Raw genomic sequence first — 26,297 nt, 5'->3', positions numbered from 1 at the left:
GTACCAGGCAATCTCGTCGATTTCGCCGTAGCGGTAGCCGGAGGTGCCGGCTTTGCACGCGTACTGCCACTCGGCCTCGGTGGCGAGTCGGTAGCCGGTTGCCGCCCGGTCCCACCGGGGAGACTCGGTGTCGATGTCGTGATACGCGGGCGACAGACCGTCCGCGACTGACAGTGTGTTGCAGGTTGCGATGACGTCTTTCCACGAGAGGTCGACCGCGGGTTTGCTCGGATCGTCCGCCGAATCTCCGTCAAGCAGTGCCCTGGTGGTGAGATGGCGAGCGAGGCGGAATGATTCGACTTTCGAGGTCCACGCAGTGCCTTTGCGATCGTCTCTGAGATGCACCTCGCCGGCAGGGATCTCGATCATCAATTCCGCTGCTCCGGTCATTCGTTCATCATCGCAGAGGTTGTCGCTCACCCGGGGAGACGCTCGAACGCAGCTTGTGGGTCAAGGCCGGTACGCATGCGCCATGCGGTCAGTGCAAGCCCGAGACACACCACCTGCGCCGGATCGTCGAGGGAAACTCCCATCAGCTTCTCGATACGAGTGAGCCGTGCATAGAGCGACTGGCGCCGAATGCCGAGGAAATCCGCGGTTCTCGCCTTGCCGCCCCGGTGTGCGAGGTACGCGTCGAGCGTCCGGACGAGGTCGGCGGAATGTGCTGTGTCGTAAGCGATCAGCGAACCGAGTTGCTCCGTGACGAACGAGGACAAGGAAGCGGGCGTCGTGCCGGCGGCGAGCAGTCGTTGGACGCCGACGTCCCTGGCGAGGATCACTCCGGTCCGGGTGCCGAAACGCCGTGCGATCTGGACGACTTCGCGAGCTTGCGCGACCGCCGCACCGACGCCCGACAGATCCTCGACCGGCGTCGCCACTCCGAGCGTGCGTACCGCGGAACCGCCCGGCCCGCGGCGTAGCAGCTCGTCGGCTTCGGTGAACGCAGTCCGCACTCGAGCGGGGGATGCGGACGCCCACCCATGCGCGAGCACGATGACGTGATTGGCCGCAGTCCCGACGACACAGGAGCCGAGCACGGCCCGCACGGCGTCGCGTACTTGGTCAGCGAGCTCTCGAACCGGCGTTTGCCGATCGATGTCGACAGCGGCGACGAGGACGTGGTGCCCCTCCGACAACGGCGTCCACCCGGCCGCTGTCAGTCGTTCGGACAAGTCGCCGTGCGATGTGAGCACACCGCCCACCACGTCGGTGATCACCGATTGGGCGAGTGACTGTCTTGGGCCGAGATCGCCGTGACGGCCGAGTTCCAGAGCCACCGCGACGGCGGCGCAGTTTGCGACGGCGGTTCGGCGTGTAGTTGCGGGCCCGCACAGGACAAGTCGACCGAGTGAGTTCGTCGGACCGCGTACGTCGTGGATCGTGCGTTCGGTCTCGGATCGCTCTGCGCCGGTTGTGCTGCGCTCGACGGTTCTGCCATCCGCGTCGAGGAGATCGACGCCGCACCCCGCGAGTCGTGACACCTTGTCGAGCAGCGCGGTCATACCCTGGCCTGCCACCACGAGACTCAGAAGTTCTTGCCAGACAGGCTCGCCCGCCTGTGCCGAACCGAGAGTGCGGCGGAGCATGAGGTCGTGAAAGTCTTCGACCATCCGCTCGAAGGGCACTACTGCGTGCAGGGCCAAGAACGCGAGCCCGCGTCGGCGCGATGCTTCGACGAGTTCGGGAGGGGCCGTGAGGAACGAGCGGCCGACCTCCATCGCGAGCGCGACGCATCCCGCGTCCGCCAACTGGTCGATGTAGGCGGTGAGCTGCTCGGGAGATCGCCCGTGCAGACCGAGGCCCGTGGTCAGGAGGACCTCACCTCCGGACAGCAGCCCACCCATCTCGTACACCTCGGACGAATGGACCCAGCGGACCACCGCGGTATCGACGTCGCCCGCGAGCACCTCGATTGCGGCGGCCTTGAACGAGGGCATCGCAAGAACTTGTCGCAGAGTCGGGAGCATTTCTATATCGTCCGCCGAGGGGGCACTTCGTCATAGAGCTAGTTCTGCCGAACTGACAGGTTGTCCCTTGTCGGGCTGTTACCACCGTGGTCGGATTGTGACACGAGCCACAATCGACGATTTTGGTCAGACTCCAGGAGCACACATGAACCACCCGGCACACACCGATGAGTATTTTCTCGGACTTGCGATCGAACAGGCGAAGATCGGTTGGGAGGAGGGCGGCGTGCCGATCGGCGCGGCGCTGATTCACCGCGGCGAGGTCCTCGCAGTCGGACGCAACCGCCGGGTTCAGATGAACAGCGCCATCCGTCATGGAGAGACCGACTGCATCGAGCGCGCCGGACGACTGCCGGCCTCGGTGTATCGCGAGTGTGTCCTCTACACGACTTTGTCACCGTGCTTCATGTGCGCCGGAACGGCGCGCCTGTACGAGATCCCTCGAATCGTAGTCGGCGAAAATCGTTCCTTCGAGGCGTCGGAAGAATGGTTGCGCAGCAGCGGAATTCAGGTCGACGTCGTCGACGACGCGGAGTGTGTGGCACTGATGGACCGCATGCTGGCCGAGCGCCCGAGCCTGTGGCTCGAAGACATCGGCGAAGTTGTATGAGCAGCGCCGTCGAACCTGCCACGGTCGCAGGCGATTCGGAGATCACAGGCCACCCGATCGATCCGGACTATCCCGTTAGTCCGGTTCCGCTTCATGCACGAAAGCCGTTCTTCTCGCTCGCGGTGGTGTTGTTGGGGTTCACCATCTTCACACCGACGATGTTGGCCGGAGCAGCGCTCGGTACCGCGTTCTCGTTCTGGAAACTGATGGTGGTGATCGCCGCCGGATCCGCCATCTTGGGGGTCTACGTCGCCATGATGGGGTTCGTCGGAGCTCGAACCGGGCTGACGACAGTTGTGATGGCGCGCTACAGTTTCGGCACCCGCGGGTCCAAGCTCGCTTCGATCCTGCTGGGCGGTACCCAGATCGGCTGGTACGGAGTCATCATCGGCACGATCGGCGATCTCACCGCGCAGGCATTGGGCTGGGATTCCTATCTCGCGCGGGCGTCGGTGATGATCGCGGCGAGCATCTTGATGTGCATCACCGCCTGCTACGGCTACCGCGGAATGTATTGGGTCTCGCTCGTCTCGACGCCCTTGATCCTGGCGTTGGCCTGCTGGGTCGTATTCCGGTCCCTCGAGGAAGTCGGTGGGTTCTCCGGCCTGGTCTCGGTTCAACCGCAGACGACCATGACGATCGCGCTCGCAATCACCACTGTGGTCGGCACGTTTGTATCGGCGGGAACGCAAGCGCCCAACTGGACCAGGTTTGCCCGTTCCGGATCACAAGCGGTGTGGGCCTGCGTTATCGGGTTCCTCCTCGGAAACGGATTGATGATCCTGTTCGGTGCCATCGGAGCCATCACGTTCCACGAAGGTGACTTCGTACTGATTCTCTACAACCTCGGGCTTGTCGGCTGGGGCCTGGTCTTGCTGTTCGGGAACCTCTGGAAGAGCAACGCCGACACCGCATACGCCTTCGGGGTGGCCGGCGCCGAACTGTTCAGAAAGCCCCGCAAGACCCCTTTCGTCATCGGTGGGTGTGTGATCGGCACGGCGCTTGCTCTGACCGGTGTGCACAACCATCTTGTCGACTATCTGAGCCTGCTCGGAACGTTCATCCCGCCATTGGGCGGTGTGATCATCGCAGACTTCCTGTGCCGGTGGCGGCGCGGCATTCCCGAGGGTTACACCCCGCAGCCGGTCCACTGGCGAAACCTCGCCGTCTATGCCGTCGCAGCGTTCCTCGCTTGGCTTTCCGGTGAGTTCGAGGTGGGAATCCCGCCGCTGATCGGCATCGTGGCAGCAATTGCTCTGACGATGTTCCTGCACAGGGTGTTTGGCAACAGCTCGGCAAATCGGGAGGTCTCGACCTCCACCGTCTGAATCGTGCGTCAGGCATCAGCGAGCCCCCGGCGGTATCGACCGCGCCGGGGGCTCGCGTAATTGATGGAAAGGGCAGTCGATTCCGTTTCAACCGTCAGCGCAGAACAGGCAGGTACGGTGCCTCGATTCCCTGCTCTTCGAACGCAGTCAGCGCCGAGCGTGCAAATGCGCGCTGGACTGCCCACTGGCGCCCAGGCTTGACCTGCGCCGTCACTCGAATGGTAATTGCCTCGGCAGTAACCGAATTGACTCCCAGCATCTCCGGCTTGTCGATCATGTCCGCCCTGATCGGTTCGGACTCCGCCGCCTCGAGGACAGCTCGCGTCGCCACCTCGCACGCTTTGTGCACGTTCGCATTGTGGGCGATGGGGAGATCGAGAACTGCAGTGGCGTAACCCTGACTCATGTTGCCCACTCGCAGGATTTCGCCATTGCGGCAGTACCACAAGGTGCCGTTGGCATCTCGAATCGTGGTGACACGCAGGCCCACTGTTTCGACGGTGCCGACCGCGTCGCCGAGATCGACGACGTCGCCGACACCGTACTGATCTTCCAGCAACATGAAGATGCCGGAGAGGAAGTCACGCACCAGGTTTTGTGCACCGAAACCGATGGCAAGACCGATGACGCCGGCGGATGCGATGAACGGCGCGACGTTGATCCCGAGGATGCCGAGGATCTGCAGCACACACCAGACGAGGATGACGATGGACACCGTCGATTTGAGTACCGAACCGATGGTCCGGGCTCGCTGCGATCGGCGCTCGTTCACCTTGGCGTTCGGAGACTTGCGAGGCTTCGACATTCGATCGATCCCGCGGTGCAGTGCGAAGCGCAGAACGACTGCGAGCGCCACGTAGATCGCGATCTCGACGGGTCGGTGTATCAGCCAGTCTCGGTTGGTGTCGGTCAGTTCCCATGCTTGTATTTCGGAAATCATCCCCATGCATTCTACGGATTCCGGCCGATCCGGGCATCGTCGCAGGGCAGGCGGTCCAAAGCCGTACAGGCAGCTAGGCTTACGCCATGGCTGCGTTCACTGGCATACCCGTTGCTGCACTCGACTTCTACGAAGACCTGGAGGCCGACAACAGCAAGACCTGGTGGGCAGCGCACAAGGAGACGTACGACGAAGTGGTTCGTCGTCCGATGGCGTCGTTGACCGCGGCGTTGGAGGACGAATTCGGCACGGCCAAGCTCTTTCGGCCATATCGTGACGTTCGATTCTCGAAGGACAAGATCCCGTACAAGACGCACCAGGGAGCGTTCGTCGGTCTCGCCGAGAGCTGTGGCTACTACGTGCAGATCGACGCGGCAGGGTTGATGGTGGCCGGTGGTTTCTACGCCAGCAGTTCGGAGACCATCGCGCGTTATCGTGCGGCTGTCGACGACGACGTTCGAGGGCCGGAGCTCGAGAAGATCCTGGCCTCGGTCGAGAAGGCCGGATTCACGATCGGCGGCGACAAGCTCAAGACGGCGCCTCGCGGATACACGGTCGATCACCCGCGGATCGAATTGCTGCGTCACAAGTCGCTGACTGCTGGTCGTAGTTACCCAAGCCCGTCGTGGCTGGACAGCGCCAGGACATTGAAGGAAGTTCGCACAGCGTGGCGCGCACTGACGCCCTTGGTCGAATGGTCCGGACAGGTGCTCGGACCGAACTGACTGTCCGACAGAAAAGTGTGACGTAGCCGTAGGAGAGTTCACCTCGAGTTCATCGAAACTCGAGACGCCTGGGGCTAGCGTGATGTGTGTAACCGAAAGTTTCGGCCCCGCTTCGAGTCGCAGCGCCGCAGTTCGAAGCCATTTTCTCTCGATCGACATCGTGAACAACCCGTGTCAGTGGAGACCATCATGGCTATGTTTCTCGCTCTCGTCCTGATCATCTCGGTCCTCGGAATCGTCGGCACCTACCTCGCGTTCAGTGCGGTCTACTTCGTCGAGATGCGCAAACTCGACAAGTAAGGGGTGCGAATTGGCCTGATTCGACTATTTCTGGGCCGATCGCGACGACCCTCCCTGCGTACGCTGTTAGGGCATCCTTATCCGCTCGCAACAGTGGATGATTCATTTCTTCTGGAGGTTCGACACGCATGCCCGCTCAATCCACGCTCTTGCTTCCCGAGGGCTACTCCGACAACCGCCTCGTTTCGGACCTCACACGTCGGCAGTTCGGCTTCGGTGCCGGGATCGCCGGACTGGGCGCGTTCCTGGCGGCCTGCGGTGACAGCGGGAGCAGTTCGGGTGAAACCGAAATGCGTTCTGTGACGACACCTCTCGGTACCTACGACATTCCCGCCAATCCGAAGAGGGTTGTCGCGATCGACTCGCGGCTCGATCTGGAACCTGCTGTAGCTCTGGAACTTCCGCTCGTCGGCTACACGTACGCCCAGGCGACACCGTGGGTGCCTATCGATTCGTCGGTGCCGTTCCTGTCGGAGATCCCCAACCGCGAACAGATCTTGGCGCTCGAGCCCGACCTGATCGTGTGCCTCAACTACGAGAGCGAGTGGTGGCCGGTCGCCGAGATGTCCACCATCGCACCGGTTCTGACGACCGAGTTCACCGACGACTGGCGTACAAACCTCTCGCGGCTGTCGGGCTGGCTCGGTCGAACGGCCACACTCGATCGACTGACGCTCGACTACGACAATCTGATTTCCGACATCCGCAGTCGTCATGCCGAGAAGATTGCGTCCAAAACCGTTGCCAGTGTCTCGTTCATGCCAGACACGAACACGCTGTACGTCACGAGCATCCGTACGTCCGAGAAGGGCGACAAGCCCAGCGACATGACGCTCGGCGACATCGGTGGCAAAACTGCCACCTCGGAGGGCCTCGATCCCGAGGGCGGCGTCAGCCTCGAAGGCCTCGATGTGCTGGCCGGCGTCGACGGCTTCATGATCACCGAAAACGAGGACAGTGCCGCGTACCAGGCATTGGTGGCGAGCAAGCTGTGGCAGCGACTCCCGGCAGTGCAGGCTGGCAACGTCACCAGTCTGGGTGGCTCCACGTTCTACGGTTCGATCTACACGATTTCGTACGTGGCACAGGGTTGGGATGCCCTGTACAACAAGATCAGCTGAAGCCTCTGCCGACCGGACCGATGAGTTTCGGTAACGCGGGCGGTCTAATCAGGTAGGCATTGACCAAACCTGAGGAGATCGACGTGCAAACAGAGCAATCCCCAGCGGTAGTGCAATCCCGCGACGGTACGACCATCGCATACGAACGCTCCGGTGCCGGACCAGCAGTGGTTCTGGTTGCCGGAGCGTTCTGCGATCGAGGATGGTTCGATTCTCTCGCTGCTGCGTTGGCGGCGGACTTCACGGTGTACTCGTACGACAGGCGCGGACGCGGGGACAGCGGTGACAGTCGCGCGTTCTCGATCGACGCCGAGGTGGAGGACTTGCGGGCGGTCGTCGCTGCCACCGGTGAAATGCCGCTGGTCTACGGATTGTCGTCGGGTGCTGCGCTGGCTTTGGAAGCCGCAGCGCAGGCCGTGCCGATGCGTAAGCTCGCCGTCTACGAGGCGCCGTACATGGATGACGACCAGCGTGACGAGACTGCCCAAAGTGACCTGGAGCGGTTGATCGCGGCCGGCGACAGGGAAGGTGCTGTGACGCGTTTTCTGGATCTGACCGGTGCATCCCCCGGGATGGTCGACGAGATCAAGCGGAGTGCCGATTGGCCCGACATGTGCGCCATCGCGCACACCTTGCCTTACGACGTCGCCGTGTGTGATCACGGCTGTCAGTCGCTCGACTGGCTTGCCTCCATTACCGTCCCTACATTTGTCATGTACGGCGGTGACAGTGGTCAATGGGCACCTGCCTCGGCGACGAGAATCGCTGCAAAAGTCTCGGGGACAAAGACTTTGGAGATCCCCGGTCAGGGGCACGGCGTTGCCGACGACGCTATTGTCCCGGCTCTGCGTGAGTTCTTTTCCGGCTAATCGCAGTGCGGCGAAAACGATCGTCAACCTAGGGTTGACGTTTTCGATTGCGTCAACCTATGGTTGACGCATGAGCAAGCCAGTGGAAATGACCAACAAGGTTCGACTCGACGACCTCATCGACGCGATCAAGAAGGTGCACACCGACGCGCTCGACCAACTTTCCGACGCCGTGATCGCAGCTGATCATCTCGGTGAAGTTGCAGATCACCTGATCGGCCACTTCGTCGACCAGGCGCGCAGGTCGGGAGCGTCGTGGACGGAGATCGGTGCGAGCATGGGTGTGTCGAAGCAGGCTGCGCAGAAGCGTTTTGTTCCCAAGGTGCCGAGTGATCAGAAGCCGATGGATCCGAACGAAGGGTTCAACCGGTTCACTCCCCGGGCGAAGAACGTCGTCATGGCCTCGCAGAACGAAGCCCGCGCCGCCGGTAACGCAGAGATCCAGCCGGAGCACCTGCTCCTGGGGCTTGTCGAGGAGCCTGCCGGGTTGGCTGCGAAGGCGATAGTGGCGCAGGGGGTGGAGCTCGGGTCCGTCCGAGCTGCAGTGGCCGGTGTACTCCCGGCTCCGACTTCCGAACTGCCAGAACTTATTCCGTACGACGCTCGCGCGCGCAAGGTGCTGGAACTGACGTTCCGTGAGGCTCTTCGCCTGGGCCACAACTACATCGGAACCGAGCACATCCTGCTCGCGCTGCTCGAACTCGAAGACGGATCAGGTGTTCTGGCTGATCTCGGATTCTCGAAGTCGGTTGCGGAGTCGAATATCGTGGGAGCGTTGGCCGTCATTCAGGATCAGTGATTCAGGGGTGAATCTGATGCAGAAGAGGGCCGCACCCTTGCGGGTGCGGCCCTCTTCTTGTGTCACTGATTAGACAGCGCGCACATTGGTGGCCTGAGGACCCTTCTGGCCCTGGCCAACCTCGAACTCCACACGCTGGTTCTCGTCGAGCGACTTGTAGCCGTTGCCCGAGATTTCAGAGTAATGAACGAACACGTCCGGTGTTCCGTCGTCGGGAGCGATGAAACCAAAGCCCTTTTCGCCGTTGAACCACTTCACGATGCCCTGTGCCATACCGATACTCCCTACAAACTCGATCCGGGCCCTCACATCGAAGTCCCGATCTCGATGTGTCTATCCTCCCACGCCGCGCAAGTCGAACGGTGGGCGACGTGCAAAAGACGGTAATTCGGACGCTTTCGAGGAGGGAATGGCAACTGATCTTCGACTGATTTTCGACGCTGGAGCGACCCGATCGCCGAAGGCAGGGACTGGTGGCTCGCCCAACTGCCTGCGGTGATAGATCAGCGGGAATGTACTTGTCCGCTCGAGAACGGTCCATATTTATCGCTCCGATCTCTCGGAATCGCAAACGTAGGAACCCTATGGAAGATGAGGGTGGGCTAACCTCTCATTCGCTGTGCCCTCGGCGCGCGCAGCAGTCGCCGAGAAGGAGAGTGCATACATGTACGGAACGATTTGTGAATCCACGACGTCTGAACTGGTGGACCAGCTCAGTCGCCGTGGGTTCTTCGGCGTCGGCGCAGTGGCAGCGGCCGCCATCCTTGCGGGTTGTTCGACTACGTCAGATGCTTCTGATGCCGGCGAACAACGCGAGGTGATCAATGCGCTCGGCACCACCACGATCTCGGGGAAGCCGGAAAGGATCGTTGTTGCCAGCGACTTCACGGATCTCGAATTCCTGCTCTCTCTCGGCGTTCACCCAGTCGCCTACGGCAATACGGGTGCGTGGGACCGCGGTGCACTGCCTTGGCAGAGCACCGCTGGAATAGCCGATCTCGAAAGCTTCGACACCACAGGCGAAATCAACCCGGAAATCATCGCGCGCTACTCACCGGATCTCATCATCGGAATGAAGACCTATCTCGAACCGGCAGCCGAGAGGCTCAGCCAGATCGCGCCTGTCATCGCGCTGGACTGGACCACCTCGTGGCGTGACGGCGTCGCCACGGTCGGGCAGGCCGCTTTTGTCGACGAGGCCGCTGCTGCAGCGATCGCCCGGACCGACGCCCTGATCTCCGACACTGCCGCTTCGCTGAATGGCTTGGGTGGCAAGACGATCATGATCGGCTCGATGTACGGCGATCAGTTGTATGTGCAGGGGGATGCCAGTGCGCCCGGGGTTCTGCTGCGCGAACTCGGACTCAACTATCGCGGATACAACGCCGAGCAGATGACTGCGCTGTCGATGGAGCAGGCGGAGGTACTAGCACCCGCAGACATTTTGCTCAGCCTCGCTTCTGATCAGGAAGCGACGACGAGGTTGGAGAACTTCGCAGTTTTCCAGAACCTCCCCGCGGTGAAGGCGCGAGCCTATGCGCCGGTCGAACTTCTGCTCTCGAATGCCTTTGTCGACAATTTCGGTCCACTGAGCGCGCCGTACGCCTTGCCGCAGCTCGCCGAGGTCTTGACCGGGCTTGCGGCGGGCCAGGGAAAACAACTCCCCTGACCTCGCTTCCGAGCGTACGGACCCTGCGTCGGCCTAGCATCGAAACATGGTGGACATAGATCTGACTGGCCGCGCCGCAGTTGTCGGCGGATCACAACCGCTGCGAGCGATACTCGAAACCCCCACTACCCCCGGCCCGTGGCCGGGGGTAGTGATGATTCACGAGGCCTTCGGGCTCGAGGAGGTGATGCAGCGGCAAGCCAAGCGGCTGGCCTCTGCGGGATTCCTGACGCTCGCTGTCGACCTCTACAGCGCGGGCGGGGCGAAGCGGTGCCTCGTGCCCACCATGACGTCGATGCTTCGAGGACACGGCAAGGCGTTCACCGACATCGAAGTCGCTCGCAGTTGGCTGTTGGAATCCCCGGACTGCACCGGAAAGATCGGTGTCATCGGATTCTGCATGGGCGGCGGCTTCGCGATGGTCAGCGCCGGAGATTTCGACGCTGCCTCGGTCAACTACGGTCAGCTTCCACGCAAACTCGATGAGGCCGTGGTGGATGCGTGCCCGATCGTCGGGAGTTTCGGAGGCAAGGACTTCTCGCTCCGCGGTGCGGCAGCGAAACTGGAGACGGCGCTCAGCAATGCCGGTATCGAGAACGACGTCAAGGAGTACCCCACCGCCGGCCACGCGTTCCTCAACGACGCGGAGGCCGGACCCAAGGTGCTTCGTCCGTTGGAGCGCATCCTCGGAATCGGTCCCGATCCTGTTGCAGCGCAGGATGCCTGGAAGCGAATCGACTCGTTCTTCGGGCGCCACCTGGCATGATCAGCGACTGGTTCTCTCACCGCCGTTGACTGCCAATACCTGACCGGTGATCTGCCGGGCGCCCGGTGAGGCCAAGAAGTGGACGGCTGATGCGATGTCGTCCGGTGTTCCGGCGCGCTTGGTGCTGGTGGACTCGATCAGCATCGCGCGACGCTCGTCCGTCAGAAAGTCTCGGAAGAACTCGGTGTCAGCGATGTAGCCGGGGGAGACGATGTTCGCGGTGATGCCTTCGGGCCCCAGCTCGGCGGCCAGATCGATATTCCACGTCGCAACTGCGGCTTTGGCAGCGCCGTACGCGCCCGCGCCCTTGTCGGCGGCAATCGATCCGATGGTGATGACGGCACCGCCGCTGGGGATTCGATCGCGAACTGCGGCTGTGGTCAGCACTGCCGAGATGAGATTGGAGTCCAGATTCGCACGCCACCCGGCGGCCAGGGATTCCAGATCTGACGGTGCTTCGCGATCGAAGTCCGTGTTGCCACCGGCGCAGTGCACCACGACGTCGATGGTTCCCGGAAGCGAATCCTGCAGCCGCTTCAGGTCTTTCGGGTCGGAGTTGTCACACGTCAAGGCGTGAACATCGGAACCCAACTCCTCCGCGGTCTTTTCGAGTGGTTCCGTGCGTCGGCCGGTGACAAAAACTGTGTCTCCGTCTCGGGCGAACGCCGCTGCAACTGCGCGCCCGATCCCTGTTCCGCCGCCGGTTACCAGAACTGTGCGTGTCATGCCTACCTCCGTGAGCTACGTTTAGACCTATACGAAGAACGTATCATTTAGAGCTAAATGAGGTGTGCAGTGGTGGGCGATTACAACCCGGACGACGCGGTGGACGCGGTTGCGTTGGCCTGGCTTCGCGAAAGGCCGGGCACGCCCGTAGAGGGTATCGGCATTGTGACCAGGCTGTGGATGTGCGCCAAGCTGCTCGGTGAGGATCGCCGACGGGTACTCGCCTCGGCCGGTGCGGACACAGCCACGCTGGACCTACTCAGTGTCCTGCGGCGATCCGGCGAGCCGTATCAGTTGACGACTCGCCAGATCACCGAGCAGACCGGAGTCACGGCCGGTGCGATCTCGCAGCGACTCGCGCGCGCGGAGAACGCGGGTCTGGTGGAGAGGTCCTCCGCCGCGCAAGGGTCACGACTAGTGCTCGTGACCCTCACTGCCGCCGGTCACGAACTGGTGGAGCAATTGGTGGACCGAGTCCTCGGCCGTGAAGCCGAACTGACGTCGATTCTCACCGAGCAGCAGCAGGCCGAACTCACTGAACTGCTGCGTGTCTTTCTCGACGGTCTACGCGGCGAACTCGGTGACCCTGGCGTCGCGCACGTCGGGGCTTGATCAGGACAGACGCTCGAACACTGCAGCCAGGCCCTGCCCGCCGCCGATGCACATCGTCTCGAGGCCGTAACGCGCTTCGCGACGGTCCATCTCGCGCAACAGGGTGGCCAGGATTCGTCCACCCGTGGCACCGACCGGATGGCCGAGGGAGATGCCGGAGCCGTTGGGGTTGACGCGTGGGTCGTCGGCTTCGAGCTTCCAACTCTGCAGGACTGCAAGTGCTTGTGCCGCAAAGGCTTCGTTGAGTTCGATGACATCCATGTCCGCCAGGGTCAATCCGAGGCGGCCGAGTGCCTTCTCCGACGCCGGGACGGGACCGATGCCCATGGTGCGCGGGGGAACTCCGGCAACGCTCCAACTTGCCAGGCGTACGAGGGGTCGCAGTCCGAGTGCGCGGGCTTTGTCTGCGGTGGTGACGATCGCCAGCGCTGCGCCGTCGTTCTGGCCGCTGGCATTACCTGCCGTCACGGTGGAGTCCGGGTCGATCTTTGCGCGCATGGGACGAAGGCGTGCAAGCGATTCCATCGAAGTGTCGGCCCGCGGATGCTCGTCGGTGTCGACGAGCAGGGCCTCACCCTTGCGCTGCGGAACGGATACCGGAACGATTTCCTCGGCGAAGACGCCGTTCTTCTGTGCGGCAACGGCACGCTGATGCGACTGCACAGCGAGTGCGTCCTGATCTTCGCGACTGATGGAGAACTCGGCGCGCAGGTTCTCTGCCGTTTCGATCATTCCGCCGGGAACCGGGAAGTCGCGTCCGCCGGCTGTCACGCGGGCGCGCGCGAGACGATCGCTGAGCGCAACACCTTCACCCTTGACGCCCCAACGCATTCCGGTTGCGTAGAACTCTGCCTGGCTCATCGACTCGGCACCACCCGCAAGGACCAGATCACTGCCACCGGACTGAACCTGCATGACGGCCTGGATGATTGCCTGCAATCCCGACCCGCACCGGCGATCCACCTGCATGCCGGGAACATCGACGCCCAGACCGGCGTTGAGCGCCGCGATGCGTCCGATCGCCGGAGCTTCACCGTTCGGCGAAGCCTGGCCGAGAATGACGTCGTCGATCTCCGCGCCGGAAATGCCGGTACGTGTGACGAGTTCGGCGATCAACGTCGAGGCGAGATCTTCCGGGGCTACGTCACGGAAGACACCGCCGAAGCGGCCGACAGGGGTGCGGAGCGGTTCACAGATGACAACGTCAGGCATTGGTTCTTCCTTGGGTATGCCCGGTCAGCGAGTGGCTGCCGAGTGATTGTTGGACGACTGAGTACGTCCGAGATCGACGGAGATGGCGTCCGCGGTGGCGACTGCGGCCGGAACCAGTTCACCGCGAACAGCTTCGGCGCTGTAGCGGGCGGCTTGGGTGGAGATGTTGACAGCCGCGACCACATCACCGGTTGCGTCCCGGATGGGTGCGGCGAGCGAGCGCAGACCCTCTTCGAGTTCCTGATCGACAATCGCGAATCCGTCGGCGCGAATCTTCTCGAGTTCGGCACGCAGACCGTCGGCGGTGGAGATGGTCTTGCCGGTCAGTCGGGTGAAGGACACTCGGGCGAGGTAGGCGTCCAGTGCGTCGTCCGGCAAGCCGGCGAGCAGAACTCGACCCATGGATGTGGCGTACGCGGGAAAGCGCGTGCCGATGGTGATGGAAACCGTCATGATGCGGCTGACCGGAACACGGGCCACGTACACGACGTCGTCACCGTCGAGGATCGACACGGACGTGGATTCACGGACCTTGGCGGACAAGGCTTCCAGATGCGGCCCGGCGATCTCGGGAAGGGACAGACTGGAGAGGTAGCTGTAGCCGAGTTCGAGGACTCGCGGCGTCAACCAGAACACTGAACCGTCAGTACGTACGTATTCGAGTTCGACGAGTGTGAGCAGGAAGCGGCGAGCAGTCGCACGCGTGAGATCGGTGTGCCTGGCAACTTCGCTGAGGGTCCGACGCGGGTGCTCACCGTCGAAAGCCTTGATGACGGACAGCCCACGGGCCAGCGACTGCACGTAGTCCGGTGACGGTCCCGGCGCTTGCTCGCTGCTGTTCTCACTCATGTTGTCTCGTTCTCCTCAGGTTCGGCCGAGAGGTCCGCGAGTGCTTGCTTTCCCAGCGCAAAAGCCAAGTTGCTGTTCGGCACACCCGCATAAACCGCGGTATGGAGAAATACTTCCACGAGTTCGTCGGGATCGATCCCGGCACGCAGCGCAGCGCGAATGTGCATGTCGAGTTCGTGTTCGTTGCCGACGGCAGTGAGGATCGCGAGAGTGAGGAGCCTGCGGGTGTGGTGATCGAGGCCGGGGCGTGACCAGATGTCACCCCACGCCGTGCGAGTGATGAAGTCCTGGAACGGGGCCGTGAACTCGGTGGCACCGGCGATGGAACGATCGACGTGGGCGTCGCCGAGCACCTGACGTCGTACGATCATACCTGCCGATACCGCGGCGCTACGTTGGGCGAGCGCAGATGTGTGCGAGGCAATATGCGTTGCAAGCAGTTTGGTGACGCGCCCGGCCTGTTCGACGTTGGCGAGGTGTGCGCCGGGATCGACCACGTGCAGTACCGCATCGGCGATACCGTCGGCGATCGCGCTCAACGTCGCCGGAGGTGTCGACGGATCCTGCTCGCCCGCGACGAGGAGCGTCGGAGCGACGATGCGGGCCAGGTCGGCGCGGCCGTCCCACATCGAAAGCGCCTCGCAGCAGGCGGCATAACCCTCGTCGGGTGTGGCTTCGACCATCGCGACGTGGCGGGCGACAAGCTCCGGATCGTTTTCGGCCAGTCCCGGCGTGAACCAGCGTCCGACGACGGCGGCCGCGATGGACGCGATGCCGTCCGCACGGACAGCCTGCGCACGATCGATCCACGGCTGAGCCGGGGCGAACTGCGAGGACGTGCACATCAACGTCAACGTCTCGACGCGAGTGGGGTGGTGCGCGGCGATCCACTGGCTGACAGCGCCGCCGAGGGAGAGCCCAACGAGATGTACGGACTCGAGTTCGAGCGAATCGAGGAGAGCGATGACATCGCCGGCAAGATCGGCAATGGAGTAGGGGCCCGCAGGCACCGGTGACTTGCCGTGGCCGCGATGGTCGACGGCGATGACGCGGTAGCGATTCGACAGCGCGTGAATCTGCGGCTGCCACATGGACAGATCGGATCCGAGTGAACCCAGGAGAACCACTGCCGGGGCATCGGGATTGCCGGTCTGTTGAAAGTTGAGCGCGACGCTCATCGAGATCCTCCTGTGGGGCGTTCGGCGAGGGCGCGGTCGACCAGATCGGTGGCGTGGCCCAGATAGTGTGCGGGGTCGAGTAGTTCGGCGATCTCGGTTTCGCTCAGGTGCTCTGCGATGGCGGGATCACGATCCAACCTGGTTCCGGAAGTGGCTGCCGCGGTGACGATGTCGCGTGCTCGATCAGTGTGTGCGGACAGGGCCTTGGTGACACGCTCGGCGAGAATCAGGCCACCGGTGATGTCTAGATTACGAGCCATCGACTCGGTGTGTACTTGCAGGCCGGTGAGGCTCACGGAAAGCTGGTGCGCTGCTCCGCCTGCCAGACGCAGGAGATCGGTGACGGTTTCCCACTCGGCGTGCCAGGGGCCTGCGGCGCGAGCGAATTCGTGATCCATGTTCGACAGGGCTGTGGCCACCAGGGCGGGAGTACGTCGCGCTGCCGCGCGGGCGGTGATCGCGGCAACCGGATTCTGCTTGTGGGGCATGGCCGATGATCCGCCCGGAGCGCTCTCGGCGACCTCGGACAGCTCGGTGGACGCCATGACGGTGATGTCGGTGGCGGGCTTGGAAACGGTGCCGGCGACGATACCGAGTGTGGTCGCGAGTTCTGCGATGGTCACGCGGTCGGTGTGCCAGGGAGTGACCTGCCTGGCCAGACCGAGTTCGTCGGCCAGCGCGTCCGCGATCCTGAGCCCGTCGGGATACAACGCAGCGAGTGTTCCTGCGGCTCCGCCGAATTGAACCGGCAACGTGGACAGCACGATTTCGAGACGAATCGCTGCGGCGTCGAGTGCGGTGAACCAACTCGATGCCAGTAGCCCGAAGGTGGTCGGAAGTGCTTGTTGTCCCAGGGTTCTCGCGACCATCGGAGTAGAGCGATGGATGCGGGCGAGGTGGGCGGCGGAATCGGCGGCGCGGGTCAGGTCGGCCAGAACCACCGCGCCCGCACGTCGCGTCAACAGCATCAGCGCACAGTCCATGATGTCCTGACTGGTGGCGCCCGGGTGCACCACGGAGGCAGGCACACCTTCCTGTCCCACCCTTTCGCGCAGCATCTTCACCAGCGGAATGACGGGATTTCCGCCGGCGGCCGACGCGCGGCCGAGCGCCACGATGTCCAGGCCGCCCGGTTGTGAGAGTTCAGCTGCGGCGGTCGCCACCGCGGCGCAATGTTCCCCGTCGGCCAACCCGACAGTGGCCATCGCACAACTCAGTGCGGCCTCCACGTCGAGCAACGCGGTGACCCACGCCTGGTCGGACAGGTGCTCCGATACTCGGGTGGCCCCGAACACCGGGTCGAACAGTGCGCCGCGAGTGGGCATGTGTACTCCTCTTACAACTCGAAGAAGGGCGTCTCGACGCCGTTCGCGTCCTCGTCCTGAACATAGACCGTCCAGGAGTACCCACCGTCGACCTTGGTTGCAACCAACTTCGCGCGTTCGGTTTCGCTCAGTGAGGACAGCACCGGATCTGTCGCATGTGCGTCGGTGTCCTCGGGGAAGTACAAGCGGGTGACCAGGCGGTCGAGCATGCCGCGAGCGAAGACCGACACGTTGACGTGCGGCGCCTCGTCCGCATCCGTTTCAGTGGGCTGCGCTCCGGGCTTGACGGTGTGGACCAGTGCGGTGCCGGTGGAATCTGCTGCGCTGCGGGCGAATCCGCGAAAACCCGCCGGAGTGAGGTCCACTGCGCCGCGGGGATCGTCCGGATGGTTGAAGCGCCCGAGCGTATCGGCCTGCCATGTTTCGATCATCGCGTCGGCGACGGGTGTACGGGCGCCGTCGATCACCGTGATGGCCAGCGTGATTCGTCCGGGGGTGTCGGTCGGGGCAGCGTCGGGGCCGTCCGTCCAGGGGAGGCCGATGTGCCAGTACGGTCCGACGGTCTGAGAGGGCGTGACCCCGAAGGGGGCGGTGGTGAAGTCGCCGGGGACGACCGGATAAGTGGGTGCGGGCTTCGCGGTGCGATCAGTCATCGTGGTCTTCCTCGTTCTCGAATACGGAGGCATTACGGCCGCGCAGGACGATGTCGAAGCGGAACCCGAGAGCCCAGTTGGGGACTGTGGCGTCGTAGTCGAAGACGCTGACCATGCGGTGACGGGCTTCTTCGGGCACTGAGTTGTAGATCGGGTCCTGGAAGAACATCGGATCTTCGGGGAAGTACATCTGCGTCACGAGGCGCTGCGTGAATGCCGTGCCGAACAGCGAGAAATGGATGTGGGCCGGTCGCCAGGCGTTGTCGTGGTTCATCCACGGGTAGGCGCCCGGCTTGATCGTGGTGAAGCTGTAGTGGCCGTTCGCGTCGGTCACGCAGCGACCGAGCCCGTTGAAGAACGGGTCCAGCGGCGCGGGCCAGTTGTCGCCGGTGTGGCGGTAGCGTCCACCGGCGTTGGCCTGCCACACCTCGAGCAGTGTGTGGGGGACCGGCTTTCCGTCGCCGTCGAGTACACGGCCGTGAACGACGATGCGCTGTCCCTGTGCTTCGCCGCCGTTGGCAATGGTCAGGTCGTTTTCGCCGGCGCCGACGCGATCTTCGCCGAATACCGGCCCGGTGAGCTCCGTGAGGCGCTGGGGGAGCAGCTTCAGCGGTTGCTTCGGGTGGCGAAGAGAAGTGGTCTTGTAGTCCGCGAAATCGGCCGGGGCGTTGACGCCAGTCGGCCGCTGGTACCTCGGCGGTAGATGCAGCATAGGGAACCTCGTCGTTCGGTTACGTGAAGTTGTTCGCAATGTGTACATGTGTTGCGCTCTGCGAACAGAATAGTTCGTAGATGTGACCCAGGCAATGCCGGGGGCGAAAAATGTTCGTGATGCGCACGGGGGTTCACAATACGTACGCACCGCGCTACTGTGATCGACATGATGGACAAAGTCATTCCCACTGCTGCCGAGGCCGTCGCCGACGTGCCGGACGGCGTCACGATCGCTGTCGGAGGTTTCGGGCTCGTCGGAGTGCCGGAAATCCTCATCGATGCGCTCCTAGAGCAGGGCGCGACATCACTCGAAACAGTGAGTAACAACTGCGGCACCGACGGGTTCGGGCTCGGAGTGCTTCTGGAGAAGGGGCGTATCCGTCGTACTGTCAGCTCGTACGTCGGCTCCAACAAGGAGTTCGCGCGTCAGTACCTTTCCGGTGAGCTGGAAGTCGAACTCACGCCGCAGGGCACGCTCGCCGAGCGCATGCGCGCCGGGGGAGCGGGCATCCCCGCGTTCTTCACCCCGGCCGGCGTCGGCACCCAGGTCGCCGACGGTGGCCTGCCACTGCGTTACGACGGCAACGGCGGCATCGCAGTTGCCAGTCCGCCCAAGGAAACTCGTGACTTCGACGGCGTCACCTACGTGATGGAGCGCGGCATCGTCGCCGACTATGCACTGGTCCACGCCTGGAAAGGTGACCGGCACGGCAACCTCGTCTACCGCGCGAGTACCCAGAACTTCAATCCGGCTGCAGCAACGTCGGGGCGCATCACCATTGCGCAGGTCGAGCACCTCGTCGAGCCGGGTGAGCTCGACCCTGCCGAGATCCACACGCCGGGCATTCACGTTCAGCGTGTTGTCCACGTCGGCCCTGTGACGGTCGGCATCGAGAATCGGACGGTACGAGCATGACTTCTGTACTACCCACCAAACTCACCCGCGAAGAGATGGCGGCCCGCGTCGCGCGCGAACTCGAGGACGGGCAGTACGTGAACCTCGGCATCGGTATGCCGACGCTGGTTCCGAACTACCTCCCGACCGACATCACCGTTGTATTGCATTCGGAGAACGGCGTTCTGGGCGTGGGGCCGTACCCGACCGAGGACGAACTCGATCCCGAGCTGATCAATGCGGGCAAGGAGACCATCACCGTTCTCCCCGGTGCGTCGTTCTTCGACTCCTCAGCGTCGTTCGGCATGATCCGCGGCGGCCAGGTCGACGTTGCCGTGCTCGGTGCCATGCAGGTCAGTGCCACCGGAGACCTCGCGAACTGGATGATCCCCGGCCACATGGTCAAAGGCATGGGCGGCGCGATGGATCTGGTCCACGGCGCAAAGCGCGTCATCGTGATGATGGAGCACGTCTCGAAGAAGGGTGAGCACAAGATCGTCGAGGAGTGCTCGCTTCCGCTGACCGGTAAGGGCTGCGTCCAGCGAATCATCACCGACATGGCCGTGATCGACGTGACTGACGACGGTCTCCGCCTGGTGGAGACGGCGCCGGGCATCAGCGTCGACGACGTGGTTGCCGCTACCGGAGCGAAACTGATTCTTTGACAGTCTGTTTCATCTGATGGCTCAGCCGCCGGGTCGTGACTTCCATCCGACCCGGCGGCTGTTTTACGCCCCGACGTCGTTCAGCTCGCTCTCGACCGGAATCCAGAGCTCGAACCGCGCGACGGTGAAATCGTCGTTGTATTCGGTACGCATGATCTCGGGACCAGGTACGGAGCGAAAAGGGTTGGCCGGGAACCATTCCGTGTAGATATCTCGCCACAAGTACTGCACAGATTCGATTGCCGACCCGTCGGCGGTGAACACGGCCCACGTGTGTGCGTCGACCGTCAGCACATCGAAACCCGTGGGTGAAGGTTTGCCGGTGACCACTCCCAGGTAGTAATCCAGTTCTGTACCTTCGGTTCTGGGATGCGCCAAATTGTCGACGACACTGACGATTCCCGCCGGTTCCTGATCGGACAGCTCGCGCAAACCGCGCAGCGCAACCTTGTCCACGGAGCGGGTGAAATCTTCGATCGCAGAATTGGGACCTTCGTGAACCAGTGGAACCCGGGTCTTGAACCCGACTACCGTCAGGGCAGGTTTGTCCACAAGCATGTAGTCCATCGGTGTGGCTCCTTCCAACGTCACGTGAATGACAAGTTTCGGTTGTGATTTGAGAACGGCGGGAGCGCGTTTGACCGCGCCGGGGCTCACGCCGTGAAATGCGGTGAACGCTCGTGTGAAGGCTTCCGCGGACGAGTAGCCGTACTTCACGGCGGTCTCCAACACTCCTGATCTGCTGACGGACAACTCGGCACCGGCCAGGGTGAGTCGACGTCGACGGATGTATTCGGATACGGGAATGCCGGCCAGGGCCGAGAACATCCGCCGAAAGTGATACTCCGAGGTGGTTGCCAGCCTTGCCATCTCGGCTGTGTCGATCTCGCCGCTCAGATTGTTTTCGATGTAGTCGAGCGCGCGGTTCAGTCCGTCGATCATCGTGTCTTCCTGTTCACGGGTTTCACGCTACGCAGATCACTTGGGCCGTACCCGACTATCCGTGCCCGAAAAAGTAGGGCAGGAAATGCATCTGGACAACTCAGTTAATCATCATTATCTTGAATCGAACATCGATGGTTGACCAGGAGGCACAGTGAGCACCCGTTTTCCGCAGGCTGAATTGACCGAGGTGCCCGAGGACATCGCCGCCAGGATTCTCGAGATCCAGGAGAAGTCAGGGTTCGTGCCCAACGTCTTCCTGATGTTCGCTCGGCGGCCAGCCGAGTTCCGGGCATTCTTCGCATACCACGACGCGATCATGCTCAAGGAAGATTCCGCACTCACCAAGGGCGATCGAGAAATGATCGTCACCACGATCTCTGCGGCCAACAAATGTACGTACTGCGTTGTCGCGCACGGCGCGATTCTGCGTATCTACGAGAAGAAGCCGCTGGTTGCCGACCAGGTTGCGGTCAACTATCGCACCGCAGAGATCTCCGATCGTCAGCGCGCGATGCTCGACTTCGCCACCAAGGTGAACTCCGCCTCGCACGAAATCGCCGACGCCGACTTCGACGCCCTTCGTGTGCACGGCTTCGGCGACGAGGACGCGTGGGACATCGCCGCGATCACTGCATTCTTCGGGCTGAGCAATCGCATGGCGAGCTTCTCCGGCATGCTGCCCAATCCGGAGTTCTACCTGATGGGGCGCATTCCGCGGTCCTGATTCCTGCGTCCCGAACATAAGCTCTCAATTTTTCGGACCGACCGGTCGTAACGTCTGGAACTCAGCCGACGAAGTAAAGGCTGTCCACGCCGGAATTGCCGTCTTCGTAAAGAAGGCCGAAAGGTTGAGCGCTATGTCGGAGAAGTCCATCGCCCATTCTCGGAGGGTCCGCTCTGCGGCCGCCGGTGCCGTACTAGCTCTCGGATTGGCGGTGGGCGGCACAGGAATTGCATCGGCAGAGCCCGAAACCGTGTGTACCCCGAGTGCCGATCCGCTGGTGACCTGCGCCGAGGAAGAGGCAGCTGCCACCACCGACGCCGACGCGGCGACGAGCACCGAGACCACACCCGAGAAGGTTGAAGCCGGGGTCGCGGGCGCGGGCAGTGCCGAAACCGCAGGTACGGACGCCGCAGCACTGGCGGAAGCCGAAGCAAAAGCCCAAGCAGCAGCCGACGCGGCAGCGAAGGCCGCCGAAGCAGCCGCGACGGCAGGGGTCGACTCGTCCGCAGCGACAGACACTTCGGTGAAGGCGACCGAGGCAATGACTCAGGCGAGCGTCGAGGCAACCAAGGCGGCGGTCGAATCGACCCAGGCCAAGGCGGAGGCAGGGGCCGCGGAACAGTCTGCCAAGGAAGCCGAAGAGGCAGCCAAGGTTGCGGAGTCCGCAGCGGCCGATGCGAAAGAGGTAGCAAAAACAGCTCAGGCAGAAGCAGACGCCGCCGCAGCCAAGGCTGCCGAACTCGAGGAAGCTGCGAAGGCCGCCGGTTCGGGGACCAAGACCGAGGAGGCGGCACAGGCTCGCGCCGAGGCTAATGCTCTGCAGGCCAAAGCCGATGAGGCGAAGGCTGCCGCGGATGCAAACGCCAAGCTGGTTGCGGACAAGAACAAGGAAGCCGAGGAAGCCTTCAAGAACTGGGACATCGCGAAGGGACTCGCCGCAAAGGCTCAGGCGTTGGCCGCAGCTTGGAATGCCAAGCAGCTCGCGATCACCGTCAAGGAAACTCAGAAGGTGGCCACCGCCGCCGAAACTACGGCCAAGGCAGCCGAGTCCGCAGCCGCCACCGAGGTAGAAGCTGCTACCGCCGCCCGTAAGGCTGCTGATGAAGCGGCAGCTACCGCAGCTTCCGCACAGAAGGACGCCGCCGCTGCGCAGAAGGCCGCGGAGACGGCCCAGGCCGAGGCCGATGCTGCGGGCGAGGCTGCCACCGACAAGCGAGCAATCGCCGACGAAAAGGCTGCCGAAGCCGCCAAGAAGGCCGAAGCTGCCGAAGCAGCGAGTAAGAAGGCGCAGGATCTCTACCTGGCCGCCGAAGACGCGAAGGCCGCAGCCGACGCCGCAGCAGCAAAGGCCAAGGAAGCTCAGGCCGCCGCGGCCGCCGCGAAAGCCGAAGCGGATGCAGCGCAGAAGATCGTCGACGAGCTCAAGGCAAAGGGCGAGAAGGAGATCGACAACGGAACAGGCGTCGGCGGTGAAGTGATCATCGGTGAGCACACCGACGACGGCTCCGGGGTCACGAAGGTCGACGAGACCACCGCTGTAGTGAACAAGACCGGCGTCAAGCTGGTCGGCTACTACAACAACAAGGGCGCCTTCGACGTCGTCGACTACTACGTCACCGATGCCGACGGCGATCCGGCACTTGCAGGAAGCCTGCCCCCCGTCGAACTTGCTCTCGGTGACACTGCAAGCAGCACCAGCGGCAGCAGCAGTTCCAACCTGCCGGCTGTACTGATCGGCGTCGGAGTCGTGGGCGCTGCCGCCGCAGCAGCTACGACGGTGGTTGTTCGTCGCAAGCGTCATGACGGCCCGGGCAACACGTCTGCGTAGCGCCGGCCTCTCGGCGGTAGCGATCCTCACCCTCCTCGCATCCGGATGTTCGGGCGAGAATGCGGGATCGCTACCTGACCGCTCGCCGGTGCAGTCGCATATCGCGGCTGCACCGGCTTCGGTGACCGTCGATCCGGCAGAACCCGAGAGGATCGAGTTGAGGTCTGCGTCCGGGGTCACGTACCTGAGCAGTCCGTTGCACTCGGAGAAACTGATGCGCGGCGGCGAGAGTGGGCAGCAACTGAATCCCGTCGACGAACTGCCGGTGTGGTGGGGCGAGAGCGGAATGCCGGGAACGGAAACCACACAGACCGTTGTTGTCGTCGGGCACAACTACACCACTCGCGAAGCACCGTTCCGGGCGCTCCGGGTAGTGGAGCCGGGCGATCGAATTCTCCTGGCTACACCGAACGGCACACTCGAGTACGACGTCGAAACCGTCGGGCCGCTGCACAAAGGTTCGCTGCTGGGCACTCACGAGTTGCGCGAATCGGTTCCGGGACGGTTGATCCTCGCCAATTGTGATGTCGTCGAAGGAGAGTCGACCGACGACAATTACGTCGTCATCGCCCAGCTGGCAGCGCACTGAATCCGTGGCAGTGCAAGAATAGGTACATGGATTCCCTCGGACTTCTCTCGGAACTGGTAGCTCTCGACACGGTCTCGGGGGAGGCCGCTCCTCAACGGCGGGCGATGGATTCGATTGTCTCGTTGGTTCTCTCACGTGCGCCACAGGCGAAGGTGGAGTCAGACCTGACCGGCAATCATCCCTGGGCCTTGATCACCAACGAAGCTGCACCCTCGGCAGCCAGACTCCTGTTCGCCTGCCACGTGGACACGGTGCCAGTGGGCACTGTCTCCGACTGGGGGTTCGACCCGTACGCCGCACAGGTCGACGGCGAATTGTTCCTCGGCAGAGGGACATCGGATATGAAGGCCGGCCTTGTTGCCGCTACTGCCGCGGTTGTCGACGCTTTCGAACGTGGAGTCCCGGTCGCACTACTGCTGACGAGCGACGAGGAAATCGGATCGCTCGGGGCCGTTCGTTCGGCCGACGCCGTGGCGAATCTCGAGGTCGGGGCTGTCATCGTTCCCGAGGCGACCGGCAATCGCATCAACCTGGGGCACCGCGGTGCACTGTGGCTCGAAGTGTCCGTCAAAGGAAAAGCCGCGCACGGGAGTACGCCGCAGCGAGGAACAAACGCTGTCCTCAAACTGCTTGACGTCGTCGATCGAGCTCGGCGTGAGCTTCCGCTGTCGTCCGACGCGTTTCTGGGCGCCGAAACCTGGAACCTCGGTTTGGTCGGCGGCGGTTCGGCTCCGAACATCGTGCCGGACAATGCACGTGCGGTGATCGATCACCGCACGGTGGGAGACGGCGCAGACCTGCTTGCATGGTGGCGCGCCCAACCGGAAGTCGACTCGGTGGAGACGTCGATTCACCTGGGAGGTGTGCGTACCGACGCGTCGGATCCGTGGTTGGCTACCTTGCCGATCCCTGTTGCAACCGAACCGGTTTCGTACTTCACCGACGCTTCGGTGCTGGCAGCGGCCGCCCCCGGCGCTCCCGTCGTGATCTGGGGCCCTGGCACTCCCTCGTTGATGCATGCAGCCAACGAAAGCGTCAAGGTCTCGGAACTGGACGATGCCATTGCGGCTTACGGTGCGGTGGCTGCTGCTTGGCCGACGGTGGACTGACGGACAATCAGTTCAGGAGCAAGCGCAATGTGGGCTGTCGACTCGGAAGAGTTGTTCATCGCCTGATCCAGAAGTCGCACAGCTTCTTCCGCGATTCTCTCCTGCGGCTGTCCGACGGTGGTCAACGGCGGATTGCACAGTTCGGAGAAGGGGATGTTGTCGAAACCGGTGACCAGAACGTCGCCGGGGACGTCGATGCCCAATGCGTGGCAGGTCTGCAGCACACCGAGCGCGATCAGGTCGTCGGCGCAGACCAAGGCGTCGGGGCGAGTCTTGCCGGTCAGGATGGTGTTGGACGCCGTGCGTCCCCATTCGATCGAATACTCGCCGAGTTGTGTCCACTCGTCACGAGTTTCGATTCCCATTCGATCCGCATGGCGGAAGAATCCGGCCCGGCGAAGTTCGGTCGACGAATTGGTCAGCTCGGAACTGATGAAGGCAGCCGATCGCGCGCCGCGCTCGGACAGATGCTCCATCACGAGTGATTGAGCGGCGTCGTCGTCGACACCGACCCAGTCCGTCTGGGTATCCATTGCAAACCGGTCCAGTTGAACGACCGGAAGCGTTGCTGCGCTGGCTCGTACTGCTTCGGCACTCAATTCGCCGTGGCACGGGCTGATGATGATTCCGTCCACCTGCCGCGAGACGAGCGACTTGAGCCGCTGCGCTTCCACGTCGGGATCGGAACGAGAATCGCACAGGAACAGTTGTAGGCCGCGCTGAGCCAGGACGTGTTCGACATTGACCACCAGCGAAGTGAAGAAGGGATTCGCGATACTGGGAACCACCATGCCGACAGTGTCCGTCCGATTACGACGCAGTGAGCTGGCGATGATGTTTCCCGAGTATCCGAGAGAATCCGCGGCTCGTTTGATCGTCGCTGCAAGCTCGTCCGAGACAGGGCGGGATCCGGACAGTGCCCGCGACACGGTGGCAGTCGAGACCCCGGCCAGTTCCGCGACATCGCGAATGGTCGCCTTGCGCATGCGTCCCCCGTTTTCTGCTCGATTCGGGTCCGAGGTTATCGAACCGCACGGTCCAGTGTCCCGCATGTAACGCGATTGAGGCAATCGTTTACAAATTCGAATTGTGAAATCCTTGACACAACCCGGTGTTGATCGCATAACCTGCTAATTCATCAGGGCAATCGATTACATCGTGTGCAGATCTTGTGCATGG

28 protein-coding genes are annotated in these 26,297 nt (G+C 62.9%); 15 read left to right on the top strand and 13 right to left on the bottom strand.

Annotated features, from left to right (window positions below; translation table 11 throughout):
• Both ABX74_RS04455 and ABX74_RS04450 read right to left on the bottom strand, forming a co-directional pair.
• A partial coding sequence (locus ABX74_RS04455) for a formylglycine-generating enzyme family protein (protein ID WP_223257827.1) occupies window positions 1–390 on the bottom strand: 390 nt, incomplete at its 3' end.
• Between the two features lie 26 nt (window positions 391–416).
• Window positions 417–1,937, bottom strand: a complete 1,521-nt coding sequence (locus ABX74_RS04450; RefSeq protein WP_223257826.1) for a PucR family transcriptional regulator — start codon at window positions 1,935–1,937, stop codon at window positions 417–419.
• Between the two features lie 175 nt (window positions 1,938–2,112).
• Between ABX74_RS04450 and ABX74_RS04445 the strand changes: the two genes are divergently transcribed.
• A complete protein-coding gene (locus ABX74_RS04445) occupies window positions 2,113–2,577 on the top strand; it encodes a nucleoside deaminase (RefSeq protein ID WP_003940577.1) in 465 nt (154 codons plus the stop codon).
• On the top strand, window positions 2,574–3,905 hold the full coding sequence (gene codB / locus ABX74_RS04440; protein WP_047888314.1) for a cytosine permease: 1,332 nt from the start codon (window positions 2,574–2,576) through the stop codon (window positions 3,903–3,905). Before ABX74_RS04445 ends, codB begins: the two co-directional genes overlap by 4 nt.
• A gap of 94 nt (window positions 3,906–3,999) precedes the next feature.
• Here the strand turns inward: codB and ABX74_RS04435 are convergent, their stop codons facing one another.
• The gene (locus ABX74_RS04435) at window positions 4,000–4,845 is read right to left on the bottom strand and encodes a mechanosensitive ion channel family protein (RefSeq protein WP_024487521.1); all 846 of its coding nucleotides are present in this window, start codon (window positions 4,843–4,845) and stop codon (window positions 4,000–4,002) included.
• A gap of 86 nt (window positions 4,846–4,931) precedes the next feature.
• Between ABX74_RS04435 and ABX74_RS04430 the strand changes: the two genes are divergently transcribed.
• From ABX74_RS04430 to ABX74_RS04415, 4 genes are all read left to right on the top strand, one after another.
• A complete protein-coding gene (locus tag ABX74_RS04430) occupies window positions 4,932–5,570 on the top strand; it encodes a DUF2461 domain-containing protein (protein ID WP_003939783.1) in 639 nt (212 codons plus the stop codon).
• 428 nt (window positions 5,571–5,998) lie between these two features.
• Window positions 5,999–6,991, top strand: coding sequence for an ABC transporter substrate-binding protein (locus ABX74_RS04425; protein ID WP_047888313.1), 993 nt, complete (start codon window positions 5,999–6,001; stop codon window positions 6,989–6,991).
• An 83-nt stretch (window positions 6,992–7,074) separates the two neighbouring features.
• Window positions 7,075–7,860, top strand: a complete 786-nt coding sequence (locus ABX74_RS04420; protein ID WP_047888324.1) for an alpha/beta fold hydrolase — start codon at window positions 7,075–7,077, stop codon at window positions 7,858–7,860.
• Between the two features lie 70 nt (window positions 7,861–7,930).
• Window positions 7,931–8,659, top strand: coding sequence for a Clp protease N-terminal domain-containing protein (locus ABX74_RS04415; RefSeq protein WP_082148450.1), 729 nt, complete (start codon window positions 7,931–7,933; stop codon window positions 8,657–8,659).
• A 69-nt stretch (window positions 8,660–8,728) separates the two neighbouring features.
• On the opposite strand, the gene ABX74_RS04410 is transcribed toward ABX74_RS04415, so the two are convergent.
• Entirely contained in the window at window positions 8,729–8,932 is a 204-nt protein-coding gene (locus tag ABX74_RS04410) for a cold-shock protein (RefSeq protein WP_003939930.1), read from the bottom strand.
• A 346-nt stretch (window positions 8,933–9,278) separates the two neighbouring features.
• On the opposite strand from ABX74_RS04410, the gene ABX74_RS04405 reads away from it, so the two are divergent.
• Both ABX74_RS04405 and ABX74_RS04400 read left to right on the top strand, forming a co-directional pair.
• The gene (locus ABX74_RS04405; RefSeq protein ID WP_021331867.1) at window positions 9,279–10,328 is read left to right on the top strand and encodes an ABC transporter substrate-binding protein; all 1,050 of its coding nucleotides are present in this window, start codon (window positions 9,279–9,281) and stop codon (window positions 10,326–10,328) included.
• A gap of 46 nt (window positions 10,329–10,374) precedes the next feature.
• Window positions 10,375–11,094 carry a dienelactone hydrolase family protein gene (locus tag ABX74_RS04400; RefSeq protein ID WP_047888312.1) on the top strand — a complete coding sequence of 240 codons (720 nt, stop codon included), beginning with the start codon at window positions 10,375–10,377 and terminating at the stop codon, window positions 11,092–11,094.
• Here the strand turns inward: ABX74_RS04400 and ABX74_RS04395 are convergent, their stop codons facing one another.
• The gene (locus ABX74_RS04395; RefSeq protein ID WP_020909286.1) at window positions 11,095–11,820 is read right to left on the bottom strand and encodes an SDR family NAD(P)-dependent oxidoreductase; all 726 of its coding nucleotides are present in this window, start codon (window positions 11,818–11,820) and stop codon (window positions 11,095–11,097) included.
• Between the two features lie 72 nt (window positions 11,821–11,892).
• On the opposite strand from ABX74_RS04395, the gene ABX74_RS04390 reads away from it, so the two are divergent.
• Complete coding sequence (locus tag ABX74_RS04390) at window positions 11,893–12,432, top strand: MarR family winged helix-turn-helix transcriptional regulator (protein WP_020970947.1); 540 nt, start codon at window positions 11,893–11,895, stop codon at window positions 12,430–12,432.
• Here the strand turns inward: ABX74_RS04390 and ABX74_RS04385 are convergent, their stop codons facing one another.
• The 6 genes from ABX74_RS04385 to pcaH are packed head-to-tail and all read right to left on the bottom strand — an operon-like array spanning window position 12,433 to window position 18,361.
• Window positions 12,433–13,644: an acetyl-CoA C-acetyltransferase gene (locus ABX74_RS04385; RefSeq protein ID WP_047888311.1), complete on the bottom strand. Its 1,212-nt coding sequence runs from the start codon at window positions 13,642–13,644 to the stop codon at window positions 12,433–12,435.
• A 24-nt stretch (window positions 13,645–13,668) separates the two neighbouring features.
• On the bottom strand, window positions 13,669–14,493 hold the full coding sequence (locus ABX74_RS04380; RefSeq protein ID WP_020909283.1) for an IclR family transcriptional regulator C-terminal domain-containing protein: 825 nt from the start codon (window positions 14,491–14,493) through the stop codon (window positions 13,669–13,671).
• Window positions 14,490–15,671 (bottom strand): 3-oxoadipate enol-lactonase, encoded by a 1,182-nt coding sequence (pcaD, locus tag ABX74_RS04375; RefSeq protein WP_047888310.1) that lies wholly within the window; start codon window positions 15,669–15,671, stop codon window positions 14,490–14,492. The genes ABX74_RS04380 and pcaD overlap by 4 nt, the downstream gene beginning before the upstream one ends.
• On the bottom strand, window positions 15,668–16,996 hold the full coding sequence (gene pcaB / locus ABX74_RS04370) for a 3-carboxy-cis,cis-muconate cycloisomerase (protein ID WP_047888309.1): 1,329 nt from the start codon (window positions 16,994–16,996) through the stop codon (window positions 15,668–15,670). The genes pcaD and pcaB overlap by 4 nt, the downstream gene beginning before the upstream one ends.
• A gap of 11 nt (window positions 16,997–17,007) precedes the next feature.
• Window positions 17,008–17,649, bottom strand: coding sequence for a protocatechuate 3,4-dioxygenase subunit alpha (pcaG, locus tag ABX74_RS04365; RefSeq protein WP_021331870.1), 642 nt, complete (start codon window positions 17,647–17,649; stop codon window positions 17,008–17,010).
• A complete protein-coding gene (gene pcaH / locus ABX74_RS04360; protein ID WP_046379373.1) occupies window positions 17,642–18,361 on the bottom strand; it encodes a protocatechuate 3,4-dioxygenase subunit beta in 720 nt (239 codons plus the stop codon). The genes pcaG and pcaH overlap by 8 nt, the downstream gene beginning before the upstream one ends.
• A gap of 171 nt (window positions 18,362–18,532) precedes the next feature.
• Between pcaH and ABX74_RS04355 the strand changes: the two genes are divergently transcribed.
• Window positions 18,533–19,279: a CoA transferase subunit A gene (locus ABX74_RS04355; protein ID WP_007730016.1), complete on the top strand. Its 747-nt coding sequence runs from the start codon at window positions 18,533–18,535 to the stop codon at window positions 19,277–19,279.
• Window positions 19,276–19,923, top strand: coding sequence for a CoA transferase subunit B (locus ABX74_RS04350; protein ID WP_019745502.1), 648 nt, complete (start codon window positions 19,276–19,278; stop codon window positions 19,921–19,923). Before ABX74_RS04355 ends, ABX74_RS04350 begins: the two co-directional genes overlap by 4 nt.
• A 63-nt stretch (window positions 19,924–19,986) precedes the next feature.
• Here the strand turns inward: ABX74_RS04350 and ABX74_RS04345 are convergent, their stop codons facing one another.
• Window positions 19,987–20,865 (bottom strand): AraC family transcriptional regulator, encoded by an 879-nt coding sequence (locus ABX74_RS04345; RefSeq protein ID WP_047888308.1) that lies wholly within the window; start codon window positions 20,863–20,865, stop codon window positions 19,987–19,989.
• Window positions 20,866–21,019: 154 nt separating this feature from the next.
• Between ABX74_RS04345 and ABX74_RS04340 the strand changes: the two genes are divergently transcribed.
• The 4 genes from ABX74_RS04340 to ABX74_RS04325 all read left to right on the top strand — a co-directional run bounded on the left by ABX74_RS04340 (window position 21,020) and on the right by ABX74_RS04325 (window position 25,118).
• Window positions 21,020–21,592, top strand: coding sequence for a peroxidase-related enzyme (locus tag ABX74_RS04340; RefSeq protein WP_047888307.1), 573 nt, complete (start codon window positions 21,020–21,022; stop codon window positions 21,590–21,592).
• A gap of 133 nt (window positions 21,593–21,725) precedes the next feature.
• A complete protein-coding gene (locus tag ABX74_RS04335; protein WP_047888306.1) occupies window positions 21,726–23,420 on the top strand; it encodes a hypothetical protein in 1,695 nt (564 codons plus the stop codon).
• A complete protein-coding gene (locus tag ABX74_RS04330; protein WP_041815307.1) occupies window positions 23,392–24,009 on the top strand; it encodes a sortase domain-bontaining protein in 618 nt (205 codons plus the stop codon). Before ABX74_RS04335 ends, ABX74_RS04330 begins: the two co-directional genes overlap by 29 nt.
• A gap of 26 nt (window positions 24,010–24,035) precedes the next feature.
• Complete coding sequence (locus tag ABX74_RS04325; protein ID WP_047888305.1) at window positions 24,036–25,118, top strand: M20/M25/M40 family metallo-hydrolase; 1,083 nt, start codon at window positions 24,036–24,038, stop codon at window positions 25,116–25,118.
• On the opposite strand, the gene ABX74_RS04320 is transcribed toward ABX74_RS04325, so the two are convergent.
• On the bottom strand, window positions 25,079–26,104 hold the full coding sequence (locus ABX74_RS04320) for a LacI family DNA-binding transcriptional regulator (RefSeq protein WP_019745496.1): 1,026 nt from the start codon (window positions 26,102–26,104) through the stop codon (window positions 25,079–25,081). The two genes, ABX74_RS04325 and ABX74_RS04320, sit on opposite strands and share 40 nt — an antisense overlap.
• Window positions 26,105–26,297 lie beyond the last annotated feature (193 nt).

The organism is Rhodococcus sp. ARP2 (genome assembly GCF_001029585.1).
Taxonomy (GTDB): Bacteria; Actinomycetota; Actinomycetes; order Mycobacteriales; family Mycobacteriaceae; genus Rhodococcus_F; species Rhodococcus_F erythropolis.
The sequence above is the reverse complement of the archived record's forward strand: the minus strand, read 5'-3'. Positions and strand labels throughout refer to the sequence as shown.